Here is a 14,779-nt window from a genome sequence, read left to right on the forward strand (position 1 = left end):
GTGGTCGTCGACATCGCCGTCTCCTGTCAGGAACGGGGGGTGGATTCGTCGCCCTTGCGGGCCACGCGGCGGAACCATGCGGCGATCCGGCCTCGGGCGAGGTCGAAGGCGAGCCGCAGGGGATTGAGGCCGGGCGCCTTGGCGTCGGCCGCGGGGGCGCGCCCGGCGAGCCGGGCTTCGAGGTTCGCCGCGAACTCGGCGACGAGGCGGGCGGCGACGTCGCGCACGAGGCCGGGGCGGCCGAACTGCGCGAGCGGGCCCTTGAGCGCGTAGCCGACGGTCAGGTTCACCTGCGATGAACCCGGCGTTGCCCCGTCGTTAACCCGGTAGCGCACTTCGCCCTGCGCGCCGGAGCGGCCGTCGGCGCCCGCGCCTCTGATCCGGCCCTCGCGCGCGGCCTCGTCGCGGCGCACGTCGGCCGCGCCCCGGAAGGTGGCGGAGATCGGCCCGAGCTTGACCCGCATGCCGCCCTCGACCCGTTCCGGCGAGGGCACGGCGGTCACCACGGCGCCCGGCAGGCAGGCCGCGACCTCCTGGACGCGCCCGAAGAAGGCGAACACCTGCTCGGGCGGAAAACCGACCTCGAAGCTCTGGTCGAAGCTGTGCGCGGGCCGGAAGTCTGCGGGGATTCCGGCGGACGCCGGCGTCACGGCGGCCGTCGTTTCGGCCGCCGTAGCGCGCTGGGCGCTCGCGCCCGACGATCCCGTCCGGGCCCCGACGGGACCGAGCCCGCGCTCGCCGGTGGTTGGGCCCAAGCCCTTGGCGCGGCGGTCGGAAATGACGCTCTGGACGGCCCGCACGATGCCGACGTAGCCGGTGCAGCGGCAGAGATTTCCGGCGAGGCCCAGCCGGATGCGTCGCTCGTCCGGCTCGGGCAGGCGCAGCACGAGGTCCCGCGCGGCGACGATCATTCCCGGCGTGCAGAAGCCGCACTGCAGGGCGTGCTCGCGGTTGAAGGCGGCGCGCAGCTCCGTCGCGATCTCATCGTCGTCGAGGCCCTCGATGGTGGTGACCTCGGCGCCCGCGCAGGCGGCGGCGAAGCTCAGGCAGGCCCGTGCGGGCTCGCCGTCGAGCAGCACCGTGCAGGCGCCGCAGACGCCGTGCTCGCAGCCGAGGTGGGTCCCGGCAAGGTTGAGCTCCTCGCGCAGCGCGTCGGCCAGATGCGTGCGCGGCTCGACCTCGACCGCGACCGCGCGGCCGTTGACGGCGAGCGCGACGTTGACGCGCGGCGGGCGGACGGGCGCGTTCACGCGGCGCTCCTGACGTCGGGACGGAGGGGCGAGGCCAAGAGCGCGTGGGCCTGAAGCGCGGCGCGGCGCAGCACTTCAACGTGGATGTGGCGGTCGACGGCGTCGGCCATCCCGGCGCGGGCCAGCACGCCATCGGCGGCGGGGACGTCGAAATCGTCGGCGAAGCCGGGGCGGATGCGGCCGCCGAACAGGACGCGCGCGTCGTCGACGACGACGGGGGGCGCCTCGACGGCGCCGAAGACGGCGCGTCCTGTTGCGGTCTCAGGGTCGATCAGCACAGCGCCGATCGCGTGAGCGAACTCGCCGACCTTGCGGCAGTGCTTCACGTATCCGAACCGCGACGACGGGTTCATGACGGGCACGCGCACGGCGATAAGAATCTCGTCGGCTTCGAGCGCGGTCGACAGCGCGCCGGTCACGAACGCCGGCAGCGCCAGCCGGCGGCGGCCGGCGGGGCCTGCGATCTCCACCTCCGCGCCGAGCGCGGAGAGCGACGACAGCCAGTCGGCGGCGGGGTCGGCGTGGGCGAGGCTCCCGCCGAGGGTGCCGCGGTTCCGCACGGCGCGGTAGGCGATGCCGGAGGCGACGCGCGCCATGACGTTCGGCCCGACGTCCGGCGCGCGGCCGTCCTCGATGTCGGCGTGGGTGACGCAGGCGCCGTAGACGATGGCGTCGCCGTCGCGGCCGGCGTGGCGCAGCTCCGCCACGCCCGAGACGTCGACGATCAGCTCAGGTTCCGCGAGCCGCAGGTTCAGCATGGGACCGAGCGACTGGCCGCCGGCCATCACCTTGGCGGCGCCCTTAGCCTGAGCGAGCAGAGCGAGCGCTGCGGCGAGATCGCGCGGCCGCTCGAGGGCGAAGCGGGCGGGCTTCATGCCGCGTCCCTCGTCATTGCGGGCGCGCCGCGGGCGGCGAGCACCGCCTCGACGATGCGCCGCGGCGTGGCGGGCGAACGCAGAACCCGGGCGTTCAGAGGACGGAGCGCGTCGTTGATGGCGTTGACGATCGCGGCCGGCGGGGCGATCGCCCCGCCTTCGCCGATGCCCTTTACGCCGAAGCGGGTGTAGGGGGAGGGGGTCTCCATGTGGTCCACGCGCGGGGCCGGAACCTCGCACGCGCCCGGCAGCAGATAGTCCGCGAGCGTTGAGGCGAGCGGCTGCCCCGCCTCGTCGAACGGCATCTCCTCCAGCAGCGCGGTGCCGATCCCCTGCGCGAGGCCGCCGAAGATCTGGCCGTCCACGACCATCGGATTCACGAGCACGCCGCCGTCCTCGACGATGACGTAGTCGAGGATCTCGACCTCGCCGAGCATGGGGTCGACCGCGAGCACGACGGCGTGCGCCGCGTAGCTGAAGGTGCCGCTGTCGCGCTGCGGCTTGTAGCCGGCGGTGACCTCGAGGCCTCCGGGGTTCACGTCGGAGGGCAGGTCCTGCGGCCGCAGGTACCAGACCCGGGCGATCTCGGGCAGGCCCACGTCGCCCGCGGGCCCGACGACGCGGCCGGCCTCGAAGCGCACGTCCGCAGGGTCGGCCTGCAGCAGGTGGGCGCCGATCAGGCGGGCGCGCTCGGCGAGCTCCGCGCAGGCGGTCGCGACCGCGCCGCCGGCCATCACCATGACCCGGGAGCCCCAGCTGCCGGTGGAGTAGGGCGTCAGCGCGGTGTCGCCGTGAACGAGCCGGGTGCGCGCGACCGGCACGCCCAGCACCTCGTGCGCCACCTGCGCGAGCGTGGTCTCGAGCCCCTGGCCGTGCGAGTGCGCGCCGATCCGCAGCTCCAGCCCGCCGTCGGGCGTCAGGCGGGCGCCGGCCTGCTCGTGGCCCGGAACCATCGGAATGCCCCAGCCGGAGTAGACCGAGGTGCCGTGGGCGGCCTGCTCGCAGTAGATCGAGAGCCCGAGGCCGATGCGCCGGCCGTCCGCCTCGCCCGCGGCCTGCCGCGCGCGCACGCCGACGGCGTCGATCGCCGCCACCGCGCGGGTCAAGGCCTCGGGATAGTCGCCGCTGTCGAAGTGCTTGTTGGTGATGTTGTCGAACGGCATCCGCTCGGGCCGCACGAGGTTCTTCAGTCGCACGACCTCGGGCGCGAGCCCCGTTTCGGCCGCGACGGCGTCGAGCGCGAGCTCCAGCGCGAAGCAGACGCCGGTGCGCGCCACCCCGCGGTAGGGCAGGATCGGGCATTTGTTGGTGGCGACCGACCAGGTGCGGCAGCGGTAGGCCGGGAAGTCGTAGGGGCCGGGCAGGATGCTCGCGACCTGCGCGGCCTCAAGACAGGCAGAGAAGGGATAGGCGGAGTAGGCGCCGCTATCGACCGTCGCTTCGCAGTCGACGCCGCAGATGGTCCCGTCGCGCTCGGCGTAGACCGTGATTTCGTAGTGATGCTCGCGGCAGTTCGCGTTGGCCGTCAGATGCTCGCGGCGGTCCTCCAGCCAGCGCACGGGATGGCCGCAGCGCAGCGCTAGCCAGCCGAGGCAGACCTCTTCCGCGAGCAGGATCGCCTTGTAGCCGAAGCCGCCGCCGACGTCGGGCGAGACGATGCGGACGCGGCCCTGCTCGAGCCCCAGGCATTCCGACAGGCCGGTGCGCACGATGTGCGGCATCTGGCTTGCGGTATGGACCACGAGCTGGTCGAGCCTGTGGTCGAGGTGGACCACGGCGCCGCGGCCTTCGATCGGCGCCATGCACTGGCGGCCGGTCGAGATCGTGCGCGAGACCTTGATCGGCGCGTCGAACGCGGCCTCGATCCCGATGTTCACGTTGGTCTCGAGGTAGACGTTGTCGCCCCAGTGCTCGTGGACGAGCGCGGCGCCGGGCTCGCGAGCGGCCAGCATGTCGTGCAGCGCCGGCAGCTCCTCGAGATCGAGCGTGACCCGCGCGGCGAGATCCTCGGCCTCGGCGCGCGTGGGCGCGACGCAGATCGCGAGCAGCTCGCCGACCTGCCGGACCTTATCGACGGCGAGCGGCGGCTGCTCGGAGACCTTGAAGCCGGGCAGTCCCGACACGGCGCGGATCGGCTTCACGCCGTCGAGGTCGGCCGCGGTGAACACCCGGCCGCGGCAGTCCTCCGGCACGTGGATCGCGCGGATGCGGGCGTGCGCCAGCGGGCTGCGGACGAAGGCGACGTCCTGCATCCCGGCCATGCGGATGTCGCCGACATATTCGCCGCGCCCGCGCATCAGGCGGTCGTCTTCCTTGCGCGGCAGCCGCGCGCCGACGCCTTCGGCCAGAGGCGCGCGGCCGCCGCTCACGGCGTGGCCTCGGCGAACACGTCCTGCGCGGCCTTCACCAGAACGCCGTCGGCGCTCAGCAGGCCGTCGAGGATGGAGAAGTGGTCGGCGCCCTCGATCGGGATCAGCGCGCCCGGCGCGTCGGCCTCGGCCCGCTTGGCGTGCAGCGCCAGCGAGTCATGGATCAGCGCCGGCACCTCGGCCGTGCCGTAAGCGATCGCGAGCGGCTTTCGCGTCACCGGCAGGCGGAGCGGCGACAGCGTCGCGATCTCGTCGTCGGTGAGCTTCAGCGCGGCGTTGAGGAAGGTGTCGCGGATCGGCGCCAGTTCGTAGACGCCGGAGATGGCGAGGCCGGCGGCGACCGCGGAATGACCGAGCAGCATGGCGACGAGGTGCCCGCCCGCCGACCAGCCGGAGAGCACGATGCGGCCGCCGACCCCGTGGGTGCGGCCGTCGCGGGCGAGCCAGTCGAGCGCGGCGCCGAGCTCGGCGACGATCTCGGTGAGGCTCGCGTCGGGCGCCAGCGTGTGGCTCGGCATCGCGACCGCCCAGCCGGCGTCGAGCGCGCCCTGGGCGTAATGCGCGAAGACCTCGCGCGAGTTCTTCTGCCAGTAGCCGCCGTGGATGAAGACGAGGCAGGGGGCGTCGGGGTCGGCCGCGGGGTAGAGGTCGAAGGCCTGGCGGGGCTTCGGGCCGTAGGCCACGTCGAGCTTGGCCGCATGCGCCGCCCGGAACGCCGGCGCCGCGACGTCGCGCGCCGCGACCCAGGCCGCGCTGGTCGGCACGGCCGCGTTGTTGTTGTAGGCGGCGTCGCGCTGGTCCTGGGACAGCGTGTCCCAGACCTCCTGCGGCGCGGGAGCCGGGGCGGCGATCACGCCGCGATCGCCTGCGGGAGGATCGGGCTGTCGGCGTCGAAACGCTTGCCGGCGCGGAGGCAGAAGGCCGGCTGCAGCAGGCGCTCGGCGATGACGCGGTAATCCTCGTTGTCGCGCAGCACGAACCGGCCGCGGACGTCGTCCAGCACCGACACGTCGGCGACGCGCCCGACGGCGAGCGAACCGAGGCTGTCCTCCATCCCGAGCATCTTCGCGGGATGGGTCGTGACCATCTTCACCACGTAATCGAGCGGCAGGCCGAGCGTCATCATCGAGCTCATCGCCTGAGTGAGGCTGAAGCGCGCCTGGCCCTTGAACGGATGGTTCTCGTCGTCCGCGTGCTCCTCCGGCGTGCCGGCGGGGGCGGGAATCTCGGGCACCTGCGTGTTGTAGCCGTGCATGTCGGCGCCGAGCGTGTGCGGCACGACGCCGGCGGCGAGCGCCATCTTGGCGAGGCGGTAGGAGAAGTGGCTGCCGTGGCCGACGTCGACCGTCAGCCCGCGGTCGATCGCCGCCTGCAGCACGTGGTGCAGTTCGCCTTCCGCGTTCACGAAGCCGCCGGGGTGGCGGGTGAAGGGATGGGCGAGCACGTCGCCTTCCTTCAGCAGCGGAATGACGCGCTCGAGGATGGTGTCGGCGTCCTCGCCGTTGGCGCCGCTTTCCGGCAGGCCCCAGAGCTGGCCGAAGTGCACGTAGAGCGGAACCTCGGCGCGGCGGGCGATCTCGGCCGCCATCTCCATGACCTTGATGCCCCAGCGGGCGAAGCCGCCGATCTCGGCGTGGCCCTTGATGCCGCGCACCAGGTCCCGGTTGGCGACCGCCGAGCGCACCGTCGCGTCGATGTCGACGCCGTCGGGGCTGTAGAGGTTGGGATAGAAGTGGCCTTCGAGGCCGCCGACGAGATAGGCGGACAGGAAGCAGAGCACGTTGGTCTCTGAGCGCTCCGCGATGAAGTGGCGGAAGCCCGGCAGCGTCATGCAGGACGGGCCGCCCTGGTCGACGACGGTCGTGACGCCTGAGCGCACGCCGACCATGTCAGGGTCGAGGCCGAAGCGGCCGGTGACGTACTGGTAGATGTGGCCGTGGGTGTCGATCAGGCCCGGGAGCACGAGCTTGCCGGAGACGTCGACGGTCTGCGCGGCGCTCGTCGGCAGGATGGCGTCCGCCACCGCCGCGATGCGGCCGCCGCGGACGCCCACGTCGCGGATCCCGTCGACGCCGGTCGCCGGGCAGATGACCCGGCCGCCCTTCAGCAGCAGATCGTATCCCGTCGGTTCGACCATGGTGTCCTCCTCGAACGCTCGCGCCGGCGATGGCGCGCCTGAAAAAGCGAAGTATGCTTCGCAATCTCATGCACGCGGCATGCCAGATGCAGGGACGTCCGCGGAGACGGTCCGGCGGCCTGAAGCCGCAAGTCGAGGGCGGAATGACGGAAAACGACGTGGAATCAAATACGTCCAATGAAAATTGGCCGCTGATGGAGCGTCCGGGCTTCCTGGCGCGTCGGCTGCATCAGATTCACGTGAGCCTGTTCAGCGAGCGTTGCGCCGCGTCGCGGCTGACGCCGCTGCAGTACAGCCTGCTGTGCGCGCTGGCGGACTGCGACACCGCGGACCAGACGACGCTCGCGCGCGCCGTCGCGCTCGACCGCACCACGACCACCGGAGCGTTGAAACGCTTGGAGGCGCGAGGGCTCGTACAGCGCGTGACGTCGTCCTCGGACCGGCGCGCGCAGGTCTGCCGGATGACGCCGGAGGGGGAGCGGCTGCTGGCGGAGATGGAGGACGCCGCGAGGCGCGCGCACGAGGAGACGGTGGCCGCGCTGGACGCCGACGAGCGGGACGCCTTCGTCGGCTACCTCAAGCGCATCGTCGACGCGCATGGCGGGCGTCGCGACGCTGTCGTGCTCTGATTTTGAGCGCGCATTGATCTAAATCAGGGCGCCGGCGGGCGGCGCTTGGCGCGCCGCCTCTCGTCTTGACTGCGTTCAGCGCAGGCCGTGGCCGCCCGGCGCGCCGGCGCGGTTGCCCTTCGCGAAGCGCTTCTGCGGCTTGCCGGCGCCGGTCGGCGCCTCGGCGCGACGGTGGTCGGAGGGCCCGCGCGGATGGTCGGAGGCGCCGCGGGGGCGCGGCGCGGCGTGCTTCGGCGCATGCCCGTAGGGCTTCGCCGGGCGCGGCTCGCGCGGGGTCTCGACGTCGGGGCGGGGGCCTGACAGCTGAGCGCGCGTGATCGCCACGTCGTTCTTCTCGGCCCCAAGGGCCGAGGCCGCGAAGCTCTCGGCGGCGCCGACCGCGATCTCGACCTTGGTCTCGGCGTCGAAGATGCGGATCGCCCCGATGTCCTCGCGGGTCACGCCGCCGCGGCGGCAGATCAGCGGCAGCAGCCACTTCGGATCGGCGTTCTGGCGACGGCCGACCGCGAGCCGGAACCACACGCCTTCGCCGAACGGGCCGCGACGCTCGGCCGCCGGCTCGCGGTCGGAGCGCACGGGATCGTAGGCCGGCCGGCCGTTGTCGCGCACGCGCTCGCGCGGCGCCTGGCGCTCGCCGGGATCGGTGACGTCCTCGGGGGCGGGCAGGCGGGCGCGGTGCAGGCGGGCGAGCGCCACTGCGATCTCCTCCTGCGACTTGTGCGCCATCAGCATGTGCGCGAGGGCGATGTCCTCGGGGGTCGGCTGCTCGGTCAGCGCCGGGTCGGCGAGCAGGCGCTTCTGGTCGAGGGCGTGAATCTCCTCGGCGGTGGGCGCCGCGCTCCAGGTCGGGACCACGCCGGCGTCGACCATCATGGTCTCGGCCTTGCGGCGGCGCGACGGCGGCACCAGCAGGACGCTGACGCCCTTGCGGCCCGCGCGGCCGGTGCGGCCGGAGCGGTGCTGGAACACTTCGGCGTCGTGCGGCAGGTCGGCGTGGATCACGAGCGTGATGCTGGGCAGGTCGATGCCGCGGGCGGCGACGTCGGTCGCGACGCAGACGCGGGCGCGGCCGTCGCGCAGCTCCTGCAGGGCGCGGTTGCGCTCGTTCTGGCTGAGCTCGCCCGACATCAGCACGGCGGGGAAGCCCCGCTCGGACAGCGTGGCGTGCAGGCGGCGCACCGCCTCGCGGGTGGCGCAGAACACGATCGCGGCGGGCGCGTCGGCCTGGCGCAGCAGGTTGACGACGGCAGCGCCGATCTCGCGCGGCAGCACGCGCACGGCGCGGTGCTCGATGTCGGCGTGGCCGCGTTCGGGACCCGCGGTCTCGACCCGGGCGGCGTCGCGCTGGAAGCGGCGGGCGATCGCCACGATGTCGGAGGGGATCGTCGCCGAGAACAGCAGCGTGCGGCGGTCGGCCGGCGCCGACTCGAGGATCGCCTCGAGGTCCTCGCGGAAGCCGAGGTCGAGCATCTCGTCGGCCTCGTCGAGCACGACCGCCTTCAGACCGTCGAGCACCAGCGCGCGGCGCTGGATGTGGTCGAGCAGGCGGCCGGGAGTGCCGACGACGATGTGGCAGCCCATCTCGAGACGCTTGCGCTCGGCGCGCGGGTCCATGCCGCCGACGCAGGCGACGACGCGGGCGCCGGTCTTGGCGTAGAGCCAGCGCAGCTCGCGCTCGACCTGCAGGGCGAGTTCGCGGGTGGGGGCGACGACCAGGGCGACCGGCGCGCCCGCGGCGCTGATGGCGCCCGCGTCATCCAGCAGCGTGTCGCCCAGCGCGAGGCCGTAGGCCACCGTCTTGCCCGAACCCGTCTGCGCCGAAACCAGAAGATCGCGACCGCGCACCGCGTCGGCCAGCACCGCGTGCTGCACGGGGGTGAGGTCGACATAGCCGCGCTCGGCAAGAGCCTGCGCGAGCGGGGAGGCGGCGAACGGCATGGTCAAGGGGGATCGCTTTCGATGGGCGCGCGGCGGAAGGGGCCGCACGTCACGGCCCGCAGCGTCCGTGGACGATGATGGGATTGGAACCCTCATAGCCTTTTTTTACTTGAAACGCCATGGCCCCCGCCGCAGGTCAGATCCTCGCCGGGCAATGGCGTCGCCACGCTCGGCGGACGCAGGGCCTCGGACCGATCCGAGCACGAAGCTTGCGTCCGCTTAGCACGACCTTTGGGCGTCGGTCCGAACCGCAACGTTCGAAGCCGAAACAGGAGAGTCCATGCTCGATCTCATCATCAAGGGCGGCGTGGTCGCGACGGCGGCGGACACGTTCCGCGCCGACGTCGGCGTGCGCGACGGAACGATTGTCGCGCTCGGGCTCGCGCTCGGCGAGGCGAAGGATGTGATCGACGCTTCGAACAAGCTCGTGCTGCCGGGCGGCATCGACAGCCACGTCCACATCGCCCAGCCGAGTGGCGAGGGCATCGTGATGGCCGACGACTTCGAGAGCGCGACCCGATCCGCGGCCTTCGGCGGCAACACCGCGGTGATGCCCTTCGTGCTGCAGGAGCGCGGCACGCCGCTGCGGACCACGCTCGCCGCCTACCACGCGAAGGCGGAAGGCCAGTCCTACGTCGACGTCAGCTTCCACCTGATCGTCTCGGAACCGAACGCGCAGACCCTGGGCCAGGACCTGCCGGCGCTGATCGCGGACGGCTACACCTCGTTCAAGGTTTTCATGACCTACGAGGGCCTCGCCCTGAACGACCGCGAGATGCTGGAGGTGATGGCGACCGCGCGCGAGACCGGCGCGCTCGTCATGGTCCACGCCGAGAACTACGACGCGATCCGCTTCCTCGCCGACCGGCTGGAGCGGGCGGGCAAGACCGCGCCGTTCTTCCACGGCCCCTCGCGGCCGATCCCTGTGGAGCGCGAAGCGACCCATCGCGCGATCAGCCTGGCCGAGATCGTGGACGTTCCGGTCGTCATCGTCCACGTCTCGAACCGCGAGGCGATGGAGGAGATTTCGCGGGCCCGCCGGCGCGGGCTGAAGGTCTATGGCGAGACCTGCCCGCAGTACTTGGTGCTGACCGAGAAGGACATGGACGGGCTCAACATGGAGGGCGCGAAATACGTCTGCAGCCCGCCGCCGCGCGACGAGGCGCACCAGCAGGCGTGCTGGGAGGGGCTGCAGCAGGGCGTGTTCGACGTGTTCTCCTCCGACCACTGCCCCTTCCGCTACGACGACCCCGCCGGCAAGCTGAACCCGAAGGGCCGCACCAGCTTCCGCTGGGTGCCGAACGGCATTCCGGGCGTCGAGACCCGGCTGCCGATCCTGTTCTCGGAGGGTGTGGGCAAGGGGCGCATCACGCTGCAGCAGTTTGTGGCGCTGTCGGCCACGAACCACGCTCGCATGTACGGCCTAACGACGAAGGGTTCGATCGCGATCGGCATGGACGCCGACATCGCGATCTGGGACCCGAAGCGCGAGGTCACGATCCGCCAGAGCGTGCTGCACCACGGCTCGGACTACACGCCCTACGAGGGGATCGCCGTGAAGGGCTGGCCGGTGACGACCATCGTCCGCGGACGCCCTGTGGTGAAGGACGGCGAGCTGGTTGGCGCGAAGGCGCATGGCCGTCACGTGGCCCGCGAGCGCTCGGCCTATGCGACGCCGCGCGTGAAGTGAGGGGTTAAACTCGGAAACGCCGACAGCATGTCCCGGCCTTGAGCCGGACCCAGACCCAGACCCCCGACGTGTCCAGACAGGTGCCGGCCGCGTCGCGTCTTTTCCTTCCGACTCGGCGGCTCTGGGTCCCGGCTCGAGACCGGGACACGAGCGAGTGTTGCTCACTCCAGCGCCATCAGGCTGGCGTTGCCGCCGGCCGCCGCGGTGTTGACGCTGAGGCTGCGCTCGGCGACGAGAAATTCGATGGGGTAGGCCCGGCGGCCGGTGGTCGAGTCGAGCCGGGGAACGTGGACCTGGACGATCGGACCCGGACGCTGCGAGAGCGACCGGTTCAGCTCCGCAAGCTCGTCCGGGCCGCCGTCGAACAGGGCGGCGAAGACGGCGTCGAGACTGGCTCCGCCCACGATGCGCGCCCCGAGCGTGCCGGGCAAACCAGACGGAAGTGACTCCCGCAAGACCGCGCGGGCGCCGGCGGCCAGCGCCACGCCGATCTGGACGAGCTCGGCGCTCGGGTGGAGCCCGGCGCAGATCACACCGCCGCGGCCCTTCAAGCTGTAGACGTTCCGCTCGCCGACCGGACCGGGAAGCTCGATCTCCACCCCGCGGGGGCTCCGTGCGATCGCGTCCTCCACCTCGGCCGCGGCGTCATCCCAGCCCGAGGCGCGCAGCCACGTTGCATAGGCGACGGCGGCGGGGTCCGGCGCGCCCTGCGGCAGGCTCGTTTCCGCGGGGCAGGCCGCAAGAAGGCGCCGCAGGATGAGGGGGCCGCCGGCTTTCGGCCCCGTGCCCGAAAGCCCGTGTCCGCCGAAGGGCTGCACCCCGACGACGGCGCCGATGATGTTGCGGTTGACGTAGACGTTGCCGGCGGCGCTCAAGGCCGCCGCGTCCGCCGCCCGTTCGTCGATCCGCGTGTGGACGCCGAAGGTGAGCGCGTAGCCGGTGGCGTTCACGGCCTCGATCGTTCGCTTGAGGTCGCCCGGCGCGAAGCGGATGACGTGCAGGACGGGGCCGAACACCTCATTCGTCAACTCTCCGACGTTTTCGATTTCGATCAGCGTCGGCGCGACGAAGTCTCCGGGGGCGCAGACCTCCGGCAACGCGAGCCGGTGGACCGGCCGCCCCGCCGCGCGCATCTCCGCCACATGGGCCTCGATCCGCTCCCGCGCCTCCGCCGAGATCACCGGTCCGACGTCGGTCGCGAGCCGGTCGGGCGGACCGACCCGCAGCTCCGCCATGGCGCCCTTCAGCATGGCGAGCGCGCGGTCGGCGATCTCCTCCTGCAGGCACAGCAGGCGCAGCGCCGAGCAGCGCTGGCCGGCGCTGTCGAAGGCGGAGGCGAGCACGTCGGCGGTGAGCTGCTCCAGCAGGGCGGAGGAATCCGCGACCAGCGCGTTCTGGCCACCGGTCTCGGCGACCAAGGGGACCGGCGATCCGTCCGGGTTGAGCCGCTCGGCCAGCGTCTTGGCGATCGATGTCGCGACCGCGGTCGAGCCGGTGAACAGCACGCCGCGCACCCGCGGGTCGCCGACGAGCGCCGCGCCGACCTCGCCCCGGCCCGGCAGAAGCTGCACCGCGGCGGCGGGGACGCCCGCCTGCCGCAGGATGCGAACCGCCTCGGCGGCCACCAGCGGCGTCTCTTCGGCCGGCTTCGCCAGCACCACGTTTCCGGCGGCGAGGGCGGCAGCGACCTGCCCGAGGAAAATCGCGAGAGGAAAGTTCCACGGGCTGATGCAGGCGACAGGGCCAAGCGGGACATGGGTCGCCGGATCGAACGCCTCCGCCTGCCCTGCGTAGTAGCGCAGGAAGTCCGCCGCCTCGCGGATCTCCGAGACCGCGTTCGCCGCCGTCTTCCCGGCCTCGCGGATGAGCAGGCCGATCAGCGCGTCGCGCCGGCTTTCCAGCATCTCCGCCGCGCGGACGAGACGCGCCGCGCGCTCCGAGCCGGGAGTCTCGTCCCACGCGGCGGCGCCGCCCTCCGCCTGGGCGAGGGCTTCGGCGACGACGTCCGGGCCGGCCTCGACCACATGGCCGACGACGTCGCGCCGGTCGGCCGGGTTGGTCACGGGAACGCCGATTCCCTCGGCCTCGCCGCCTGCAAGCAGCGGCGCCGTGCGCCAGCGATGGCCGGCGCCGGCGCTGAGGGAGTTCGAGAGCTCGGCCAGGACGCGTTCGTCCGCCAGATCCAGCCCGGCGCTGTTCAGGCGGTCGGGAGTGAGCGCCCGGGGCCGTCGGATCGCCGGATGCGGCGCGCCGAGCGGCGAGAGGCGCTGCGCCTCCGCGACCGGATCGGCGATCAGCGCATCGACGGGCGTCTCCGGATCGGCCACCTGATGCACGAAGGAGGAGTTCGCGCCGTTCTCCAGCAGGCGGCGGACGAGATAGGCGAGCAGCGTCTCGTGGGCGCCGACGGGGGCGTAGATCCGGCAGGGGCGGCCGAGCTTGTCGGGGCCCACCACCTCCTCGTAGAGCGGCTCGCCCATGCCGTGCAGGCACTGGAACTCGTAGTCGCCGACGCGGAACTTCGGCCCGGCCATGGCGTGGATGGCGGCGACCGTCTGGGCGTTGTGGGTGGCGAACTGCGGGAACACCGCGTCCCTCGCCTCGAGCAACTTGGCGGCGCAGGCGAGGTAGGAGACGTCGGTGTGAACCTTGCGGGTGAAGACGGGAAAGTCGTCGAGGCCGTCGACCTGGGCGCGCTTGATCTCGCTGTCCCAGTAGGCGCCCTTCACTAGCCGCACCATCAACCGCCGCCCCGTGCGGCGGGCGAGATCGATGATGAGGTCGAGCACGAACGGCGCGCGCTTCTGGTAGGCCTGGACGACGAAGCCGAGACCGTCCCAGCCCTGAAGCGCGGGGTCTCGGGCGAGCGCCTCCAGCACGTCGAGCGACAGGTCGAGCCGGTCCGCCTCCTCGGCGTCGATGTTGAGGCCGACGTCGAAGCCGCGGGCGCGGACCGCAAGCTCCTGAACGCGCGGGAGAAGTTCCGACAGCACGCGGTCCCGCTGGCTGCGGGCGTAGCGCGGGTGCAGCGCGGAGAGCTTGATCGACACGCCGGGGCCGTCGTAGACGCCGCGCCCCTTGGCGGCGGCGCCGATCGCGTCGATCGCGCCGCGATAGTCCGCGAAGTAGCGGTCGGCGTCCGCCGCCGTCATCGCCGCCTCGCCCAACATGTCGAAGGAGTAGCGGAATCCGTTAGCCTCCATGCGGCGGCTGTTGGAGAGCGCCCGCTCGATGGTCTCGCCGGTGACGTAGCGCTCGCCCATCATCCGCATCGCGAGGTCGACGCCCTTCCGGATCAGGGGCTCTCCGCCGCGCGCGACGAGCCGCGTCAGCGCGGAGCCCAGACCCTCCGCGGTCGAAGGCGCCGCGAGCCCACCGGTGACCACCAGCCCCCAGGTCGCCGCGTTCACGAACAGCGAGGGGCTGTGGCCGAGGTGGGCGCGCCAGTCGCCCGGAGCGATCTTGTCGCGGATCAGCGCGTCGCGGGTTGCGGCGTCGGGAGTGCGCAGCAGCGCCTCGGCGAGGCACATCAGGGCGACGCCTTCGGGGCTCGACAGGTCGTACTCCTGCACGAGACCGGCCACGCCGCCGCCGGGCCCCTTGGCCCGCAGCGCCTCCACCAGCGTCCGCGCGAGGCGCTGCGCGGCGGCCGCCTGCGGCGCGGGCGATGCGGCCGCGGCGAGCAACGCGGGTAAACAGCGGGTTTCTGGAAGGTTAACATTCCGGTTAACCGCGGCGCGCAGCGGGGTTAACGGCCACGGTCCTGAGGTGAACGCCGCGAAGGGCCGCGCGTCGCCTTCCGCGCCGGCCGGCGTCTCGGTCGTGATGGTCCCGGCCATGGCGGCCTCCGGCGGAGGGGATCGTCCCCCGCCATGGTAGGCCGCCACGGCG

General features: G+C 72.6%; 9 protein-coding genes. 2 read left to right on the forward strand and 7 right to left on the reverse strand.

Annotated elements, in window-relative coordinates; translation table 11 throughout:
- Window positions 1–26: 26 nt before the first annotated feature.
- From K244_RS0117350 to K244_RS0117370, 5 genes are all read right to left on the reverse strand, one after another.
- On the reverse strand, window positions 27–1,250 hold the full coding sequence (locus K244_RS0117350) for a 2Fe-2S iron-sulfur cluster-binding protein (protein ID WP_020187559.1): 1,224 nt from the start codon (window positions 1,248–1,250) through the stop codon (window positions 27–29).
- Window positions 1,247–2,125, reverse strand: coding sequence for an FAD binding domain-containing protein (locus K244_RS0117355; RefSeq protein ID WP_020187560.1), 879 nt, complete (start codon window positions 2,123–2,125; stop codon window positions 1,247–1,249). The genes K244_RS0117350 and K244_RS0117355 overlap by 4 nt, the downstream gene beginning before the upstream one ends.
- Window positions 2,122–4,422, reverse strand: coding sequence for a xanthine dehydrogenase family protein molybdopterin-binding subunit (locus K244_RS0117360; protein ID WP_081761574.1), 2,301 nt, complete (start codon window positions 4,420–4,422; stop codon window positions 2,122–2,124). Before K244_RS0117360 ends, K244_RS0117355 begins: the two co-directional genes overlap by 4 nt.
- A gap of 68 nt (window positions 4,423–4,490) precedes the next feature.
- Window positions 4,491–5,348, reverse strand: a complete 858-nt coding sequence (locus K244_RS0117365) for an alpha/beta hydrolase (protein ID WP_020187562.1) — start codon at window positions 5,346–5,348, stop codon at window positions 4,491–4,493.
- The gene (locus K244_RS0117370; RefSeq protein WP_020187563.1) at window positions 5,345–6,631 is read right to left on the reverse strand and encodes an amidohydrolase/deacetylase family metallohydrolase; all 1,287 of its coding nucleotides are present in this window, start codon (window positions 6,629–6,631) and stop codon (window positions 5,345–5,347) included. Before K244_RS0117370 ends, K244_RS0117365 begins: the two co-directional genes overlap by 4 nt.
- Window positions 6,632–6,774: 143 nt before the next feature.
- On the opposite strand from K244_RS0117370, the gene K244_RS0117375 reads away from it, so the two are divergent.
- Window positions 6,775–7,260: a MarR family transcriptional regulator gene (locus K244_RS0117375; protein WP_051460034.1), complete on the forward strand. Its 486-nt coding sequence runs from the start codon at window positions 6,775–6,777 to the stop codon at window positions 7,258–7,260.
- A 75-nt stretch (window positions 7,261–7,335) separates the two neighbouring features.
- Here the strand turns inward: K244_RS0117375 and K244_RS0117380 are convergent, their stop codons facing one another.
- Entirely contained in the window at window positions 7,336–9,198 is a 1,863-nt protein-coding gene (locus K244_RS0117380) for a DEAD/DEAH box helicase (RefSeq protein ID WP_020187565.1), read from the reverse strand.
- Between the two features lie 280 nt (window positions 9,199–9,478).
- Here K244_RS0117380 and hydA point away from each other — a divergent pair, with 280 nt between their 5' ends.
- Window positions 9,479–10,888: a dihydropyrimidinase gene (hydA, locus tag K244_RS0117385; protein WP_020187566.1), complete on the forward strand. Its 1,410-nt coding sequence runs from the start codon at window positions 9,479–9,481 to the stop codon at window positions 10,886–10,888.
- Between the two features lie 161 nt (window positions 10,889–11,049).
- Here the strand turns inward: hydA and putA are convergent, their stop codons facing one another.
- Window positions 11,050–14,727 carry a bifunctional proline dehydrogenase/L-glutamate gamma-semialdehyde dehydrogenase PutA gene (putA, locus tag K244_RS0117390; protein ID WP_024816577.1) on the reverse strand — a complete coding sequence of 1,226 codons (3,678 nt, stop codon included), beginning with the start codon at window positions 14,725–14,727 and terminating at the stop codon, window positions 11,050–11,052.
- Window positions 14,728–14,779: the final 52 nt, after the last annotated feature.

The organism is Methylopila sp. 73B (assembly GCF_000526315.1).
Lineage (GTDB): Bacteria > Pseudomonadota > Alphaproteobacteria > Rhizobiales > Methylopilaceae > Methylopila.

Excerpts from the sequence above, each read along its gene's own strand:
- K244_RS0117355 (WP_020187560.1), bottom strand. The coding sequence starts at position 2,125 with ATGAAGCCCGCCCGCTTCGCCCTCGAGCGGCCGCGCGATCTCGCCGCA.
- K244_RS0117360 (WP_081761574.1), bottom strand. The coding sequence starts at position 4,422 with ATGCGCGGGCGCGGCGAATATGTCGGCGACATCCGCATGGCCGGGATG.
- K244_RS0117370 (WP_020187563.1), bottom strand. The coding sequence starts at position 6,631 with ATGGTCGAACCGACGGGATACGATCTGCTGCTGAAGGGCGGCCGGGTC.
- K244_RS0117375 (WP_051460034.1), top strand. The coding sequence starts at position 6,775 with ATGACGGAAAACGACGTGGAATCAAATACGTCCAATGAAAATTGGCCG.
- K244_RS0117380 (WP_020187565.1), bottom strand. The coding sequence starts at position 9,198 with ATGCCGTTCGCCGCCTCCCCGCTCGCGCAGGCTCTTGCCGAGCGCGGC.
- hydA (WP_020187566.1), top strand. The coding sequence starts at position 9,479 with ATGCTCGATCTCATCATCAAGGGCGGCGTGGTCGCGACGGCGGCGGAC.
- putA (WP_024816577.1), bottom strand. The coding sequence starts at position 14,727 with ATGGCCGGGACCATCACGACCGAGACGCCGGCCGGCGCGGAAGGCGAC.